The 15,066-nt window shown below is 37.4% G+C and carries 17 protein-coding genes; 9 read left to right on the plus strand and 8 right to left on the minus strand.

The features are described 5' to 3' along the window. Positions 1–65: 65 nt before the first annotated feature. The gene (locus SOM16_RS03505) at positions 66–1,373 is read left to right on the plus strand and encodes an MFS transporter (protein WP_320462604.1); all 1,308 of its coding nucleotides are present in this window, start codon (positions 66–68) and stop codon (positions 1,371–1,373) included. 65 nt (positions 1,374–1,438) lie between these two features. Here the strand turns inward: SOM16_RS03505 and SOM16_RS03510 are convergent, their stop codons facing one another. Next, on the minus strand, positions 1,439–1,819 hold the full coding sequence (locus tag SOM16_RS03510; protein WP_320462605.1) for a VOC family protein: 381 nt from the start codon (positions 1,817–1,819) through the stop codon (positions 1,439–1,441). A 136-nt stretch (positions 1,820–1,955) separates the two neighbouring features. Between SOM16_RS03510 and SOM16_RS03515 the strand changes: the two genes are divergently transcribed. The 4 genes from SOM16_RS03515 (at position 1,956) to SOM16_RS03530 (ending at position 6,317) form a co-directional block, all read left to right on the plus strand. After that, positions 1,956–3,236 (plus strand): replication-associated recombination protein A, encoded by a 1,281-nt coding sequence (locus tag SOM16_RS03515; RefSeq protein WP_320462606.1) that lies wholly within the window; start codon positions 1,956–1,958, stop codon positions 3,234–3,236. Between the two features lie 60 nt (positions 3,237–3,296). After that, on the plus strand, positions 3,297–4,769 hold the full coding sequence (locus tag SOM16_RS03520; protein ID WP_320462607.1) for a DUF5687 family protein: 1,473 nt from the start codon (positions 3,297–3,299) through the stop codon (positions 4,767–4,769). 2 nt (positions 4,770–4,771) lie between these two features. Beyond that, positions 4,772–5,464, plus strand: coding sequence for an ABC transporter ATP-binding protein (locus SOM16_RS03525; RefSeq protein ID WP_320462608.1), 693 nt, complete (start codon positions 4,772–4,774; stop codon positions 5,462–5,464). Positions 5,465–5,639: 175 nt separating this feature from the next. Then, a complete protein-coding gene (locus SOM16_RS03530) occupies positions 5,640–6,317 on the plus strand; it encodes an OmpA family protein (RefSeq protein WP_320462609.1) in 678 nt (225 codons plus the stop codon). Between the two features lie 100 nt (positions 6,318–6,417). Here SOM16_RS03530 and SOM16_RS03535 read toward each other — a convergent pair whose 3' ends face one another. Then, positions 6,418–6,666, minus strand: a complete 249-nt coding sequence (locus SOM16_RS03535) for a DUF6814 family protein (RefSeq protein WP_320462610.1) — start codon at positions 6,664–6,666, stop codon at positions 6,418–6,420. 3 nt (positions 6,667–6,669) lie between these two features. Next, a complete protein-coding gene (locus SOM16_RS03540) occupies positions 6,670–8,190 on the minus strand; it encodes an MFS transporter (protein ID WP_320462611.1) in 1,521 nt (506 codons plus the stop codon). Positions 8,191–8,316: 126 nt separating this feature from the next. Here SOM16_RS03540 and SOM16_RS03545 point away from each other — a divergent pair, with 126 nt between their 5' ends. Beyond that, complete coding sequence (locus tag SOM16_RS03545; RefSeq protein WP_320462612.1) at positions 8,317–9,207, plus strand: bestrophin family protein; 891 nt, start codon at positions 8,317–8,319, stop codon at positions 9,205–9,207. Positions 9,208–9,345: 138 nt separating this feature from the next. Here SOM16_RS03545 and SOM16_RS03550 read toward each other — a convergent pair whose 3' ends face one another. From SOM16_RS03550 to SOM16_RS03570, 5 genes are all read right to left on the minus strand, one after another. Continuing rightward, on the minus strand, positions 9,346–10,122 hold the full coding sequence (locus tag SOM16_RS03550) for a TerC family protein (protein WP_320462613.1): 777 nt from the start codon (positions 10,120–10,122) through the stop codon (positions 9,346–9,348). A gap of 68 nt (positions 10,123–10,190) precedes the next feature. Further along, positions 10,191–10,751: a TlpA disulfide reductase family protein gene (locus SOM16_RS03555; RefSeq protein ID WP_320462614.1), complete on the minus strand. Its 561-nt coding sequence runs from the start codon at positions 10,749–10,751 to the stop codon at positions 10,191–10,193. 64 nt (positions 10,752–10,815) lie between these two features. Continuing rightward, positions 10,816–12,099: a hypothetical protein gene (locus tag SOM16_RS03560; RefSeq protein ID WP_320462615.1), complete on the minus strand. Its 1,284-nt coding sequence runs from the start codon at positions 12,097–12,099 to the stop codon at positions 10,816–10,818. A 211-nt stretch (positions 12,100–12,310) separates the two neighbouring features. Continuing rightward, positions 12,311–12,838, minus strand: coding sequence for a hypothetical protein (locus SOM16_RS03565; RefSeq protein WP_320462616.1), 528 nt, complete (start codon positions 12,836–12,838; stop codon positions 12,311–12,313). Next, positions 12,831–13,388, minus strand: a complete 558-nt coding sequence (locus SOM16_RS03570; RefSeq protein ID WP_320462617.1) for a sigma-70 family RNA polymerase sigma factor — start codon at positions 13,386–13,388, stop codon at positions 12,831–12,833. Before SOM16_RS03570 ends, SOM16_RS03565 begins: the two co-directional genes overlap by 8 nt. A gap of 203 nt (positions 13,389–13,591) precedes the next feature. Here SOM16_RS03570 and SOM16_RS03575 point away from each other — a divergent pair, with 203 nt between their 5' ends. The 3 genes from SOM16_RS03575 (at position 13,592) to SOM16_RS03585 (ending at position 14,888) form a co-directional block, all read left to right on the plus strand. Then, complete coding sequence (locus SOM16_RS03575; RefSeq protein WP_320462618.1) at positions 13,592–13,993, plus strand: nuclear transport factor 2 family protein; 402 nt, start codon at positions 13,592–13,594, stop codon at positions 13,991–13,993. Positions 13,994–14,074: 81 nt separating this feature from the next. Further along, positions 14,075–14,299, plus strand: coding sequence for a DUF2798 domain-containing protein (locus tag SOM16_RS03580; RefSeq protein ID WP_320462619.1), 225 nt, complete (start codon positions 14,075–14,077; stop codon positions 14,297–14,299). A 19-nt stretch (positions 14,300–14,318) separates the two neighbouring features. After that, positions 14,319–14,888, plus strand: coding sequence for a Crp/Fnr family transcriptional regulator (locus SOM16_RS03585; RefSeq protein WP_320462620.1), 570 nt, complete (start codon positions 14,319–14,321; stop codon positions 14,886–14,888). Positions 14,889–15,066 lie beyond the last annotated feature (178 nt).

Here is a 15,066-nt window from a genome sequence, read left to right on the forward strand (position 1 = left end):
ATACTAAAATAAACAAAAGAGTTAGACTTGTGTTTAATCTCGAATTAAAAACTTCATATCCACCCATGAAAAAAACTTACGAAGAACTTCAGTCTGCAGAAAGTGCAGACATGAAATACAGGCTAAAGTCGATCTTTGGTGGTTCTGTTGGAAACCTGGTGGAATGGTACGATTGGTATACTTATTCCGCATTCGCACTATATTTTTCTGATGCCTTTTTCCCGAATAGCAATCCGACTGCGCAACTGCTAAACACTGCCGGAATTTTTGCTGTTGGCTTTTTAATGCGGCCAATTGGCGGTTGGCTCTTCGGCAGTATCGCCGATAAAATGGGCCGTAAGAAGTCGATGACTTTGTCCGTTCTGATCATGGCGATTGGTTCCTTAATAATCGGACTTACACCAGGCTACAAGCAGATCGGGATTGCAGCACCACTCTTATTGGTTTTCGCCAGGTTAATTCAAGGCTTAAGTACAGGAGGAGAGTATGGAACTTCTGCCACTTACCTCAGTGAAATGGCCACCAAGAAACGCCGGGGCTTTTTTTCCAGCTTTCAATATGTTACGCTAATTGGCGGTCAACTATTAGCATTAGGCATTCAGCTAATTTTACAAAACTGGTTGCTCACCGCTGAAGAATTACACAAATGGGGCTGGAGAATCCCTTTTTTTATCGGTGCCGTGCTTTCTTTTATTGCACTTTATCTTAGAAGACATATCGATGAAACAGCTGCTTTCAAAACCAAAGATGCTGAAGAAAAGAAAAGCGGTATCGCTGTTTTGATGAAATATCCAAAGGAAGTTTTTACAGTTGTAGGGCTAACGCTCGGTGGAACAATTGCATTTTATACATTCAGCACCTATATGCAAAAATTCCTGGTTAACACCGTGCATTTAAGTAAAGAAACGTCTACCACCCTTTCATTTATTTCGTTGCTCATTTTTGCTATTTTACAGCCATTATTCGGATTATTATCAGATCGCATCGGAAGAAAACCGCTATTAATTGGTTTTGGTGTGTTAGGAACAATTTTCACTGTACCCATATTAACAGGCCTTGCCAGCGAAACCAATACCACCATAATTTTCTTATTGATGATTGCCGCCCTGATCATTGTGAGCGGTTACACCAGTATTAATGCAGTTGTAAAGGCAGAGCTTTTCCCGGCTGAAATCAGAGCACTAGGCGTTGGATTACCCTATGCATTAACCGTAGCTATTTTTGGCGGAACGGCAGAGTACCTGGCCCTCTGGTTTAAAAACATTGGCCACGAAAGCTACTTTTATTGGTACGTTACGGGCTGTATTTTAATTTCCCTGATTCTATATACCACGATGAAAGATACCAAACACCATTCTAAAATAGAAGAGTAACGCAGAATTAACAAGCAATGGATTCATAGATTTGGTTTGCATACCTGCTTTCGAAGCTCCGGGATTTAAATATAATTACTTATTTCAATCAAATTCAAATCCGGATCACGAAGGTAAACCGATAAAATTTTCCCGCTTGCGCCAGTTCGTTCTACAGGTCCACTTTCAACTTCAATACAGCATTTCTTCAGCTCGTTGATGACTTCTTCGATCGATTGATCTGTTATAAAACATAAATCTGCTGAACCCGGCGTTGGCTTAAAAGCCTTTGGTTCAATCTCGTTTCCGTATTGGTGAAGGTTAATTTTCTGGTTTCCAAACTTTAAGGCTTTGCGCTCATTACCCAACTCAATCACTTCCATACCTAAAGCATTTGTATAAAACTTACATATACTTTCCATATTCACCACTGTAAGCACCACATGATCTAGACCGTTCACTTTCATATTCAGTTTTTAAATAAGAACTAAGCTTCTAGTAAATTGTTTTAAATGAACATCCCAGACTTGGCACCTGGTTCCTAAACCAAAGTGTTGGCAATAATCTAATTACAAAATAATCAATTTTTATATATTTACCATTATGCAAAATCAAGCACCATTAGCCGAAAGAATGCGTCCGCAAAACCTTGATGAATATGTAGGGCAGAAACATTTAGTAGGTACGGGTGCCGTTTTACGCAAAGCGATAGAAAGCAGTCAATTGCCATCCATGATTTTTTGGGGGCCGCCCGGAGTAGGAAAAACCACCCTGGCCTATATTATTTCACAAGCCCTTGATCGCCCGTTTTTTAACTTAAGCGCTATTAACAGTGGTGTAAAAGACATTCGGGAAGTAATAGATAAGGCAGCCGCGCTGAAAGATAGTTTTTTAGGATTGCCTATCTTATTTATTGATGAGATCCATCGTTTCAGTAAATCTCAACAAGATAGCCTATTAGGAGCTGTAGAACGTGGATTAGTTACTTTAATTGGCGCAACAACAGAAAACCCATCCTTCGAAGTCATCTCCGCTTTACTTTCCCGTTGCCAGGTTTATATTTTAAAATCTTTAACAGAAGAAGAACTGGCCGGCCTTTTACAAACGGCAATTAAAAGAGATGTTATCCTCTCCAAAAAGGAGATTAAGATACAGGAACATGAAGCACTGATCCGCCTCTCTGGTGGTGATGCCAGAAAATTGTTAAACGTACTTGAAATTGCCATTAATGGAATTGGCGGTGATAAAATCACTCTTACCAACGAAAGCGTTTTAGCACATGCACAGCAAAACCTGGCGCTATACGATAAGGCTGGTGAGCAACATTACGACATCATTTCCGCTTTTATAAAATCAATCCGCGGTAGCGACCCAAATGCTGCTGTTTATTGGTTAGCCAGGATGATTGAGGGAGGAGAAGATCCCTTATTTATTGCCAGAAGGTTGTTGATTTTATCTTCAGAAGATATTGGAAACGCAAATCCAAATGCACTGCTTTTGGCCAACAATTGTTTCACCGCAGTGAATGTAATCGGTTATCCTGAAGCCAGAATTATATTGTCGCAATGCGTAACCTATCTGGCCAGTTCTCCTAAGAGCAATGCTGCTTACGAAGCCATTAACCATGCCCAGGCTTTGGTGAAACAAACCGGAAATTTACCTGTTCCATTGCATATTCGCAATGCGCCAACCAAACTGATGAAAAATATTGGCTACGGAAAAGACTATAAATATTCTCACGGCTACGAGGGAAATTTCGAAGCACAGGAGTACTTTCCTGATGAATTAAGCGGCACCAAACTATATGATCCTGGAAAAAATGCTGCCGAAGAGAAATTACGCGAAAAACTCAAACAAAACTGGAAAGATAAATATAACTATTAGTGTAACATTTTAAAACGAAGCGTTACTAATACATAACCTTAACTAATACCTAAATTTGATATGCTCAGTACTTTCTTAAGCCATCAAAAGAAATCTTTTTGGCGTTCGCGAAACCGTGGTGGCAGTATTGCTGCCCAGATTGTTTTAGGCTTTTTTATGCTTTATTTTTTAATCGTAGCTGCTGCTTTAGGTTTCGGGATGGCAGTGCTTCTGCCAAAGATCTTCCCTAAACAAGATGCAATGACCAGTTTTAACGGTATTATCCTTTATTACTTCGCACTCGATTTATTAATGCGTTTGCAGCTTCAGGAACTACCCACATTAAGTATTATCCCTTACCTGCATCTCAAAATACCAAAACGTAAAATAGTCGATTTCCTAAATATCAAAGCTCTTTTTTCTGCTTTTAACCTCTGGCCATTTCTGCTTTTTCTTCCTTTTTGCTTTATAACCATTACAAAAGCACATGGTACGTTAGTGGTTTTAGCTTATATTGTGAGTATTTTTTCTTTAATGCTCCTTAATAATTACCTTATATTATTCATTAAAAGGAAATCGATCTCTAATATCTTATTTACGCTTGCCGGTTTGGTTTTGATTTCCGGTTTTGCTGCATTAGAGTATTTCAAAATTATATCCATTACGGCAGGATCTGATATAGTGTTCAGGACAATTACCAGGCAACCTCTATTGGCGCTGATTTTCCCTGCCTTAGCATTTTTGGTATACAAAATAAATGCTTCGTTTTTGCGTAAAAACCTATATGTGGAAGAACTGAGTGCTAAACAAGAGAAAAAAGTGAGTACCGACTATCCTTTCTTTAACCGCTTTGGTAAAGTGGGCGAACTTGCAGCGCTCGAACTCAAACTCATTATCAGACATAAGCGCCCACGTAATACGGTTTTAATGGGAACCATTATTCTGGCTTATGGCTTCCTTTTTTATAAACCACAAGTATTGCAAACGAATTCATTCGGAATGATGCTATTTGCAGCAGTATTTATGACGGGCATGTCAATTATCAGTTATGGCCAGTTTATGTTTGCCTGGCAGAGCGCACACTTTGATGGGCTGTTGAGCAAAAAAATAGATCTCAAAGATTTTATCAAAGCTAAATTTCTCCTCTTCACCATTGCATCTACCGTTCTTACCATTGCAGCTAGTTTTTACTGCTTTATTGATGCAAAATTAGTTTTACTCCACCTGGTAGCCTATTTGTATAATATCGGTTTTACTACCGTGATGGTTTTATTTTTAGCCACTTACAACTATAAAAGAATCGATGTATCACGGAGTGCTAGTTTTAACTGGCAAGGAATGGGTGCAACACAATGGATCTCTATTTTTCCGTTTATTTTACTTCCGATCTTGATCTATTGGGCGTTTAACCTATTCCATCTTCCTTATGTTGGCTTGGCAGCTGTAGGCCTATTCGGTCTGGTGATGCTGCTGATGCGTGGATTCTGGGTAAATTTTATCGTAAAAAGATTCGAACAACAACGTTATAAAATAGCCGAAGGCTTTAGAGAATAATTATGATTTTAGAAGTTAAAAATTTAAGGAAAGTTTATGGCGACAAAACTGTTGTAAACATTGATAATATTCAAATTGAACAAGGTGAAACCGTTGGATTGGTTGGAAATAATGGTGCCGGAAAAACGACCTTTTTCCGGATGCTGCTGGATTTAATCAGACCAACAGGCGGTGAAATTTTATCTAAAAATGAAAATGTTGCGCAGGGCGATCATTGGAAAAGTTATACCGCATCTTTTTTAGATGAAGGTTTTTTAATTGATTACCTTACCCCTGAAGAATACTTCACATTTATTGGAAGTTTAAGTAACCTGAGCATTGCAGATGTGAGCGCCTATTTAACTCAGTACGGAGAATTTTTCAACAATGAAATCCTGAACAGCGGAAAATATATTCGCGATTTTAGTAAAGGCAACCAGGTGAAAGTAGGCATCGCTGCGGCATTAATGCAAAAACCAGAGATCTTAATTCTGGATGAACCCTTTGCCAACCTGGATCCAACAACACAAATTCGCTTGAAAAATTTATTAAAAGCGCAAGCGGGCAGCATGACCACTTTCATTTCGAGCCATGATTTAAATCACGTTACCGATGTATGCAACAGAATTATACTGGTTGAAAAAGGACAAGTAATTAAAGATTTTAAAACAGATGAAAACACCTTAAAAGAACTGGAAAGCTACTTCTCTGCCTAATTTTTGTACTAAGAATGATACAATATGAAAGTGCCACCTATTCATTCTCCTTTTATTTAGAATAAGAAAATATTCTTTTTTACACGAATCGATAGAAATGAGCATAAATTTTATACAATTCATTTTTTGGCATCGTGTTTGAATATGAACGAATAGAATTTAAATATAAATAATCATGAGTATCTCAAAAGTAAGAATAGCAACATTAAGTATAGGATTAGCAGTCGGTTCAATCGCATTTCAAAGCTGTGATAGTTTAACTAAAACACAAAAAGGTGCAGGTATTGGTGCCGCAGCAGGTGGTGTAGTTGGCGCATTAATTGGTAAAAAAGCAGGTAATACTGCAGTTGGTGCATTAATCGGTGGTGCTATTGGTGGTACAGCTGGAGCTTTCATCGGTCGTAGAATGGACAGACAGGCTGCTGAAATTCAAAAAGCTATTCCGAATGCAGAGGTTATTCGTGAAGGAGAAGGAATCATTGTTAAATTTGATAGTGGTATCTTATTCGATTTCGATAAAACAGCATTGAAAGACGCAGCAAAAACAAATGTTCAAAGTTTAGCTTCATCATTAAATCAATATCCTGATACTGATATTAAAATTATCGGTCATACTGATAGTAAAGGTACAGAAACTTATAACCAGGGTTTATCTGAAAGAAGAGCAGCAGCAGTTAAAGCTTACGCCGTTTCTCAAGGTGTTCCATCATCAAGATTGGTAACTATTGGTAAAGGTTTCTCTGAGCCAATTGCTGATAACGAAACTGATGCAGGTCGTGCGGCAAACCGTCGTGTTGAAATTGTAATCGTTGCTAACGATGCATTGAAAGACACTGCTAAAAAACAAGGATAATACAAGCAATTACCCTCTACCTATGAGGTCATCATATATCCACCCCGATACCAAAAAGTATCGGGGTTTTTTATTTGATGGCATCCTCGATACCAGGCGATTACTCCGAAGAATGATCAGCTAACTGCTCATACTCGCCCTTCCAGGCGTAGTAGCCAAATATCATTAAGCCAATACTGATTGGGAAAAATATAAACAAAATGATTGCCCATTGCAGAATGGTGTTTGTTCTTTCTATCTCGCTATGCGCCAAACTTACCTTATCTATTGCCTGTGTAATTAAAAAAGCCATTGCCAAAGGACCAAGCAGCATCCAAACTATTCCTAAAAATTTCTTTAACGTATTCATAATTTAATCGTTAATGTTTTCGCCTTTTTTGTTGGATAAATAAATGGTACCGATGATCAGACTTAAGGTTGCAATTCCGATGGGATACCACAATCCGGAAAGCGGTGTTGCGCCTGCAAAGCTGGCAATAAGGGTAGCAATGAAGGGTACAAGGCCGCCAAATACGCCGTTACCAATATGATAAGGTAACGACATGGAAGTGTACCTGATCTTGGTTGGAAAAAGTTCAACCAGGAAGGCAGCAATAGGTCCGTAAACCATGGTAACCAATAAAATCTGGAAGAAAATTAAGCCCACAAACTTCCAGAATAATGGAGTTGGTAAAACTTTATCCTTTATAATTTCTTTCCCGGATAAAATACCGGACGTTTTTGAAACCGTATCTACCTGAAATTTATTAAATGACGCACCACTTTTCAAAATCACATTTGTGGTAGATATGGACAGGCTATCTGAAGTATCTGCAATGGCCTGCTTTCTTACAATAGACTTAGCATAAACGGCTCCTGCCAAATCCATCTTTGTGGTATCCGTATCATCCAGAAAAGCCTGGTAAATTGGTCTGTAAAATATAATTCCCAAAAGCATTCCGGCTAACATGATCCACTTGCGACCAACCCGATCACTCCACGCACCGAAAATAACGAAGAAAGGTGTTGCAAAAGCAATACCCCAAAGCAGGATATATCGGGAATCATTAAAATCAAGTTTACAGGTATTTTCAAGAAAGGATTGGGCATAAAATTGTCCGGTGTACCAGATCACGCCTTGACCCATCGTAGCTCCAAATAACGCCAGCAATACCATTTTGAAATTGGCTTTATTATTAAAACTTTCTTTCAATGGATTTTTAGAGACATTTCCTTCCGCTTTCAGTTTAGAAAACATTGGAGATTCATGCATTTTCATGCGGATGTAAATTGAGACCACTACCAAAAGAATGGAAAGTAGAAATGGAATCCGCCATCCCCAATCAGCAAAGGTATCTGCACCCAAAACATTTTTAGTAATTACAATAACCCCTAACGAAAGAAATAATCCCAGTGTTGCTGTGGTTTGGATCCAACTGGTGAAAAATCCCCGCCTGTTTTTTGGTGCATGTTCAGCAACATAAGTTGCAGCCCCACCATATTCCCCGCCAAGTGCTAATCCTTGTACTAACCTTAATATTAAAACTAAAATTGGAGCGGCATAACCAATGCTTTTATAGGAAGGGATTAAACCAATTAAAAAAGTAGAACCGCCCATTAATACCAGCGTAAGTAAGAATGTATATTTCCGCCCAATTAAATCGCCCAAACGCCCAAAAACCAAAGCACCAAAGGGACGAACAATAAAGCCCGCAGCAAAAATAGCCAGTGTATTAATTAAAGCAGAGGCGCCGGCATCTTCCGGAAAAAGTTGATGACCTATGATTACGGCCAAGCTGCCAAAAATGTAAAAATCGTACCATTCAATTAGCGTGCCTAATGAAGAGGCTCCAATAACTTTGAAAATGTTATTCTTGGGTAACGTTTCGCTCATAAATTCGGAATATTTGGTTTCCTAATATAAACATTTGAGTGCTAAAAAAAATTAAATACTGATTTAAATTCCTACTACCAAACATTTTGGATTCTGTTTTGTACTTTCATGCGGAAAACCAAACATATGCTTTTAATACAGAACATTAGATTAAGTAGAATTTTAAGAAATACCTGGCATGTTGATCTGATTATGATCGCATCATGCACCGTAGCCTACTTTGTCCGCGAATATTTAATTGCACATCATTTCGAAATTCCATCGATTATCCCAACCGTTTTGGGTACCGCAATTGCCTTTTTTATTGGCTTTAATAATAACCAGGCTTATGACAGATGGTGGGAAGCCAGGAAAATCTGGGGAGCACTCGTTAACGATTCCCGTTCGTTTGCAAGGGCATTAATTAACTATGTAGATGAAGATGAGGTAAGCACCAAACGCATTATTTTCAGGCACATTGCGTTCCTTTATGCTTTAAAGGCAAGCCTTCGTGGAACTGTAGATGAAATTTACATTAAATATCTGCCACCAGAAGATCTTGTGGAAATTAAAAAACATACCAATAAGCATAACGCCATACTAAATATCCAATCCCGAGAGCTGCAAAAACTTTCAAAGGAGAATAAAGTGGATGGCTTCCGTTTCCTGGAAATTAATGAAATGCTGGTTCGCTTTTCAGATTCTATGGGGATGAGTGAAAGAATTAGAAACACCATCTTTCCCACTACCTACACCTATTTAACAAAAGTGTTTATCTGGCTTTTTGTAGTAACGTTCACCTTGGTAATTAGTCAATCTGCCGGGCCTGCATCTATTTTTCTAGGTTGGTTAATCGGTTTCGTTTTTGTTTCCACTCAAATAAATGGAATGAGTCTGGTAGATCCATTCGAAAATAATTCTGCCGGTATCCCCTTAAATCAGATTACCAGAACAATCGAGATCAACTTGCTGCAAATGTTGGAAGAAACTGATATTCCTGAACCCGTAAAACCGATTAATGAAGAATATGTGCTTTAATTTTCTCAGAACCAGCGTTTAACTTTAATTAATGATGGACCTGATTTTATGGAAACAATTTTTTAAGCTTAAGTAAAAGGTAAAAAACATGCATACCTCGAAAACCAGGATAAGCATGTTAATATTCTATTTCAAGGGCTATTTCTTGGGCATATTCCTCAACTCAATTGGTTTTTTAGTATTCTTTTTCATTTTTAAGTTTAGCATTTCTACTAGCACGGAGAATGCCATAGCGAAATAAACATAGCCTTTAGGGATGTGTTGATCTAATCCTTCGGCCAACAAAGAAACACCAATGAGCAATAGGAAAGAAAGTGCCAACATTTTAACCGTGGGGTGATTGTTTACAAACTCGCTAATTTTACCCGCTGAAAACATCATGATGATCACGGCAATAACCACAGCTGCAATCATGATTTCAATATGCTCTGCCATTCCTACTGCTGTAATTACAGAGTCTAATGAAAAAACGATATCCAATATTAAAATCTGAACAATAGTTGCCCAGAACGAATGTGCCTTTGCCTTACCTTCTTCATCTTCTTCCCCTTCTAATTTATTATGAATTTCGTGTGTACTTTTATAAATCAGAAACAAACCGCCAATAATCAAAATCAAATCACGACCAGAGATAGCCAGTTTTTCATACCACTCTCCAGCATTCATACCAATCCAGCTTCCGATATTAAATAATGGCGAAGTAAGCGTCATAATCCAGCTAAGTGAAAGCAGCAACATTACCCGGGTAATCATGGCAAGCCCCAAACCTAATTGCCTGGCTTTTTTCTGTTGATCCTGAGGTAATTTACCCGACAAAATAGAAATAAAAACAATGTTATCTATCCCCAAAACTATTTCCAGCAGGGTTAGGGTTAGGAGTGAAATCCAGGCTTCCGGAGTACTTAAGAAATCCATATTATAATTTTATCTGATACGACGAAGATAAATAATCGACGCTGCTTATGGAACATATTTTGGCTGATTTAGTTTCCAACCGCTGGAAGATTTTGCAGTTCGGCAATCAGCTTAGATTCAAAAATTAAAGATTTCGCTTTAAATTCCTGATTATTTAGAGAGAAATTGGCCATCGCAAAAAGTATCTTCCCATCTTTTCCAACCAGAATATTTGATGGGAAACCGTGGTTGATATTTAATTCAGCGATCTCTTCCTTTGTAAGCGAAATAATCTGGTAATGATAGGGTTTTTGCTTTTGAAAACGTTTTGCTTTTCCCGGAAGATCGTGTGTAATCCCGATAAAACGAACCCCTTTTTTTGTGTACTTGTCAACAAGTTTATTTAACTCCGGCATTTCTTCAATACATGGCGGACAATTCTCAAACCAAAAGTTAATTACCACTACCTGATCCTTCAACTGCTTACGAATAAATTTCTTCCCCTCTATAGTTGTTCCCTGAAAATCCGGCAACGCTTTGCCGATCAAATCTTCGAAAAAAGTTTCCTGAGTTGCCCATTTTACAGGTACATCCTGTGCACGAACATTAAAACCTAATCCGATCAGCAAGAGGAGGTAAAACATTTTCATAACGATAAATATAAAAAAAGTCTGGCCACAAAATGACCAGACTTAACGCTTATTGCTTAAAATTTTATTTAAAGGTAACGGAACCGTAGGATGTTTTGATATTCACATTACCCGAACCTCCGCTTCCAATTTTACCGGAATATCTTTTTTCCTCATCATCTCTACTGGTTAATGAGGATGATACATTTGTACCAAATTTAAATCCTGCATAAGATGTAGATACATTAAAATTACCATTGTAACGTTCAGCAAAGCCTATTCCTACACCTACATACTCACCAGCAAAAGTAAAGTTCTTACAGGCCGGCGTAATTTCACTGATGCTTAGTCTATTGTAATCCATAGAGATATTCGCATCACCATTTACCGTACCTAGTGTAACATTAGAATATTCAGCATCGACCGCAATTTTACCGGATGAGGCTACATTTAAATCTCCATAGGCTTGTTTTACCACGGCATTTCCTTTTACGGTGTTGATATTTACTTTCGCATACTCTGCATTTAACAGTAAATTACCACCTATGGTACCTACCGTTAGGCCTTTGCCATATTGTATTTTAAGATCAGCTGACCTGCGAATAGTATTTATATTTACCCCTACATATTCTGCATCCAATTCTAAAGTTCCCGCACTGCCAATATTTACCGGGCCATTATAACTGTGGTTTACTACGCCCGCATTTAATTCCTGAATATCACATTTACCATATTGAACATTTACATAGTTATTACTATTGTTCAAATTTCCTGCAACTAAATTGCCGTATTGAACCTTTAAAGATGTTGGCCCATTAAAATTACCTACCTCTACGTTACCATATTGCTGAGAAACAGTAAGCGAATTTGTTGCAGGCATGTACACGACATAGTTAATTTTTACCTCTCTTCGCCAGGTAATTACCCCATTTTTAACCCCATGTCCATAGCGGCCACTTCTTTCAGACATATTTGTTTTTACCGTAATCATGTCGCCATTTTTATTCGCATCAATGGTTACCGCATCCATCATTTTTTGTGCTTCATTATCCGAATTGCTATAAGCTTTGATATCAATATCAATCTTCACTTCTTTCTTATCCCAGGTTTTGATGGTAACGGCACCATATTTATTGTTAAGGTTTACTTTATCATTCACATCAACACTGAAGCTTTTGCTTAAAGTTTTAGATTTCTCGGCATTACTTTCTTGTGTTAACGGAACTTCAGTGCTCAAATTTATATTGCCAGAAACTTTCGTATTCACGGCATAAGATTCGGTAGGCATATCCATCACTACGCTTTGCTGCGCGTAACTTTTTACGGCAATAAATACCATAACGGCCAAAAATAGTTTTGTTGTTTTCATTTTCTTGTTGGTTAAATATTTAATAGCAGCACCTGCCGACCGGCCTGCCTTAAATATAGTGAGCGTATGTGTTTAGTTAGTGGGTATAGATTAGTAAGTATTACAAGTATCACGTAGTAAGTAGCGAGTATTAAGTAGTAAGTATCAGGTAGGGAGTATCAAGTAGCGAGTATTAAATAGCGAGTGTTAAGTATTAAGTAGTCGTGACTGTTTAAATTTGATTTACTTTTTTATAATCGTCTACCTGGTTGATAATCAATAACTGTTGCTTTAATAACTGTAGCTGAATTTCGCGGTTTTTTACCATAGCCTTCACTACAAAGGTTTGATTTGGCGAGGATGGTAATTCACCTTTTAAACGTTCATATTCTTCATCCAGCTTCTTTAAATCAGCAGTAAACTTTTTATACAATTCCGGGTTTGCAGAAGCGAAAATCGCTAGGCTATCCCTTTTCTCTACAATAAGACCAGCAAACTGCACTTCCTTTTTTGCATAAACAGCATTCACATCAGCAATTTCTATTTCGCCTTTTTGCATTCTTCCTGCGTATAGCCAGCCTAAACCGAAAACCACTAAGATGGTTGCCGCAATGCTCATCCATAGGTATAGCTTTACCGGCTTTTTTTCTTTTTTCTGCTCTAATCCTTGTTCTATTTTTGCCCAAAGTGCTGCCGATGGTTCCATTACATCGAACGATTTCCGGTTCTCTTTAACAAAAGTTTCTAATCTATTATTCATCTCTCATCCCTTTCAAATCTAATATACTTTTCAATTTCTTTTTCGCCCTCATATACTGCGTGCGGCTTGTGTTTTCACTGATTTTTAAAATATGGGAGATTTCTTCATGATCATATCCCTCCAGTAAATACAAACTCAATACCACTCGGTAACCATCTGGCAGTTGTGTCATCGCTTTTCTTACTTCTTCTGCTTTGAGCTGGTTATCATAATCATCAAAACTTACATCATCCGGTACTTCCGAAATTTCATCTGTACTCACAAATTCCATTTTTCGTTTTCGCAGATAATTGATCGATTTATTAATCACAATCTGTTTCAACCATAAGCCGAAGGTTGTTTCTTGCCTAAAATCAACGATCCTGGTAAACGCATCTAAAAACGATTCCTGTAAAACATCTTCCGCTTCTTCTTCGTAATTCAAGATCCGCAACGCCACGTTATACATAGCCTTTGCGTACAATTTGTATAGTTCAAACTGTGCCGTGCGGCTGCCCTGCATGCATTCTTTAACCAATTCCAGGTTTTTATCGATATATACCGTTTCCAAATTTTCGAAGATTCTGATTATAAGACAGGAGCGTTTTCAAAACGTTGCATCAATGTATAAAAAAGTTTAAATAAACTTACAGCATTCCCAACTATTTAGTTACATCATCTTAAATCTTTTACCTGGCTCATTTGTTATTTTTGAAATAATGATTGCTTTGATTATTTTTTTTAAAGCCTGAGGCAAACTTTTAACTTCACACCATGGAAATCGATTTAATAACAGCAGAGATAGATACAATACATCAAAAAGTTAATTTAGCTTTTGAGAGAAAAGACATGGCGATCTACATGAGTCAATTTGATGATGGTATTCGATACACCAATGCTGATGCAACAGTTTACGATAGAAAAGACCTCGTATACCAAACTGAAAAATACTTCAAAAAAACCAAAGAGATTTCTACCACTTATTACCGCATCAAATCGTCATTGGAAAACCAAATTTTCACAGAAAAGATTGCACGCAAATCTGTTGTATTTGAAAAAGGATTGATGTTTGCTAAAAAGAAGACAGTACAAACAGAAGAAATTTTCAACTGGAAAAAGATAGATGGAAATTGGAAAGTAACTGGTATTGAGGTGGTATTAGAGGAAAAGTATTAGCGAATAAAATCCAATATTTATTGACTTACATCAAAGTTTAGCTTTTTTTATCCTTGCACCTTTGTTTCAAACAAAAACAAAATGAAAAAAGTATATTTTAAATACCTGAACACATTACTGGTTGTTATCCCTATGACTTTAATTATGGCTTTTGTGGGCCTGATGCGTAATTATGGTTTTGGTGAAGATTGGTTTATGAAATTCCTTAAAGCCTGGAGTATTATGGTACCAGTTTCCTATCTCTCTGCTTTTATTATTATTCCTAACGCCCGTAAACTTGCAGAAAAAATTGCATCAAAGGGCTAAATATACTACTTTGCAGGCTATGTATAAACAGTTTTCAAGTTATGTCAAAGATCGGATTAAGATTAGCGATGACGATTTGAAAACTGTTTTTTCTTTTTTCAGACTACTTAAGGTGAAGAAAAATGAATTTCTGGTGAGTCCCGGAAAAATCAATAGCAAAATCTATTTTGTAACCAGTGGCTGCTTAAGAATCTTTTTTCTCACCGAGAATGGTACAGAAGCAACCAGACTTTTTGTGTTCGAAAATCAATTTGCAACAGCACTGGTGAGTTTTGTAACCGCATCCGAGTCACTTGAATTTGTTCAGGCCGTAGAAGAAACCACAGTACTAAGCATCAACAAAACAGATTTTTACCATCTTCTGGAAATTATCCCGCAATGGGAAAAACTTTATCGCCATTATCTTGAATATGCTTACGTAACCAATACCAACAGGCTCATGTCTTTTATTACTTCAGGTGCCTTGGAACGCTATCAACAATTATTAGATCAAAATCCGATTGTTGTGAAGCGATTATCCAATAAAATGGTTGCTTCATATCTAAACATCTCGCCAGAAACACTGAGCAGATTAAAATCTAAAGGTTAAGGCCTTGCTTAATAATGATTGAATTTTGAATGAGCATATGGATATTCTTCACAGATCTTTACCTATTGAAGAAACTGCCTGAGCTAAAACTATTTTTGCTGCAAAAAAACCTCAAATCTTCTATTCCAAAGTTTAAAACAAAATCGGTATTTTTGCCGCTCAATTTAGATTACAAAAT

Source organism: Pedobacter sp. CFBP9032 (assembly GCF_034045265.1).
Classification (GTDB): domain Bacteria; phylum Bacteroidota; class Bacteroidia; order Sphingobacteriales; family Sphingobacteriaceae; genus Pedobacter.

Bases quoted from the DNA above. Each gene is read 5' to 3' on its own strand.
- SOM16_RS03505 (WP_320462604.1), top strand. From the start codon at position 66: ATGAAAAAAACTTACGAAGAACTTCAGTCTGCAGAAAGTGCAGACATG.
- SOM16_RS03510 (WP_320462605.1), bottom strand. From the start codon at position 1,819: ATGAAAGTGAACGGTCTAGATCATGTGGTGCTTACAGTGGTGAATATG.
- SOM16_RS03515 (WP_320462606.1), top strand. From the start codon at position 1,956: ATGCAAAATCAAGCACCATTAGCCGAAAGAATGCGTCCGCAAAACCTT.
- SOM16_RS03520 (WP_320462607.1), top strand. From the start codon at position 3,297: ATGCTCAGTACTTTCTTAAGCCATCAAAAGAAATCTTTTTGGCGTTCG.
- SOM16_RS03525 (WP_320462608.1), top strand. From the start codon at position 4,772: ATGATTTTAGAAGTTAAAAATTTAAGGAAAGTTTATGGCGACAAAACT.
- SOM16_RS03530 (WP_320462609.1), top strand. From the start codon at position 5,640: ATGAGTATCTCAAAAGTAAGAATAGCAACATTAAGTATAGGATTAGCA.
- SOM16_RS03535 (WP_320462610.1), bottom strand. From the start codon at position 6,666: ATGAATACGTTAAAGAAATTTTTAGGAATAGTTTGGATGCTGCTTGGT.
- SOM16_RS03540 (WP_320462611.1), bottom strand. From the start codon at position 8,190: ATGAGCGAAACGTTACCCAAGAATAACATTTTCAAAGTTATTGGAGCC.
- SOM16_RS03545 (WP_320462612.1), top strand. From the start codon at position 8,317: ATGCTTTTAATACAGAACATTAGATTAAGTAGAATTTTAAGAAATACC.
- SOM16_RS03550 (WP_320462613.1), bottom strand. From the start codon at position 10,122: ATGGATTTCTTAAGTACTCCGGAAGCCTGGATTTCACTCCTAACCCTA.
- SOM16_RS03555 (WP_320462614.1), bottom strand. From the start codon at position 10,751: ATGAAAATGTTTTACCTCCTCTTGCTGATCGGATTAGGTTTTAATGTT.
- SOM16_RS03560 (WP_320462615.1), bottom strand. From the start codon at position 12,099: ATGAAAACAACAAAACTATTTTTGGCCGTTATGGTATTTATTGCCGTA.
- SOM16_RS03565 (WP_320462616.1), bottom strand. From the start codon at position 12,838: ATGAATAATAGATTAGAAACTTTTGTTAAAGAGAACCGGAAATCGTTC.
- SOM16_RS03575 (WP_320462618.1), top strand. From the start codon at position 13,592: ATGGAAATCGATTTAATAACAGCAGAGATAGATACAATACATCAAAAA.
- SOM16_RS03580 (WP_320462619.1), top strand. From the start codon at position 14,075: ATGAAAAAAGTATATTTTAAATACCTGAACACATTACTGGTTGTTATC.
- SOM16_RS03585 (WP_320462620.1), top strand. From the start codon at position 14,319: ATGTATAAACAGTTTTCAAGTTATGTCAAAGATCGGATTAAGATTAGC.